We start from the raw sequence: 747 nt of genomic DNA on the forward strand, positions 1-747 counted from the left end.
TTCCAGAACCTCAACGTGCCCGACATCGTCGAGCAGGTATTGGGCGTCTATGGCCATCCAATACAAAGGAAACTCACGCGCGCCTATCGCAGTTGGGATTACTGCGTGCAATACAACGAAAGCGATTGCGACTTCGTCTCGCGATTGATGGAACACGAAGGCATCTACTATTTCTTCGAGCACGCATCGGGCCAGCACACCCTGGTGCTGTGCGACGACATCATTGCCTCGCATGGCGCATTGCCCGGTGGTGAATCCATTCCCTTCTATCCCCCGGAAAAAGCCGCCGCAGGCGATCAGGAAAACATCCACGCCTGGCAGCTGGAGCAGGAAATCAAGCCGGGCCGCCATTACATCGACGACTACGACTTCAAAAAGCCCCGGGCCGAACTGTCCCACATGCGCCGCGATCCACCGGGCCATGCGCACGACGGCCATGAAACCTACGAATGGCCGGGCGGCTACACGGAGTACGGCGACGGAGATGCCTACATCCGCGTGCGACTGAAGCAAGGCCTCACGGGCCACAGCCGGGTGCGGGGCCAGTCCTGCCACCGGGCGCTGGCCACGGGCTACACCTTCAGCCTCTACAACTACCCGCGCGGGGACCAGAACCGGCAGTACCTGATCACCGGCCTGAGCTACCACCTCAAGGAGAATCCCCGCGTCAGTGCCGTGGCCCCGGGCGCCAAGGGCAGCGCCGCCGAAGACGGCTCTTTCCAGCGCTACGAACTGCAGGCCCAGCCC

Annotated in this window: 1 protein-coding gene; it reads left to right on the plus strand. The window is 62.1% G+C overall.

Features of this window, described 5'->3' with window-relative positions; all coding sequences use genetic code 11:
* The coding region (locus tag ACF8O7_RS26860; RefSeq protein WP_392444820.1) for a phage late control D family protein at positions 1 to 747 on the plus strand (747 nt) is incomplete at both ends.

This window comes from Delftia sp. WSY_16 (genome assembly GCF_043104415.1).
Taxonomy (GTDB): domain Bacteria; phylum Pseudomonadota; class Gammaproteobacteria; order Burkholderiales; family Burkholderiaceae_C; genus Comamonas; species Comamonas tsuruhatensis.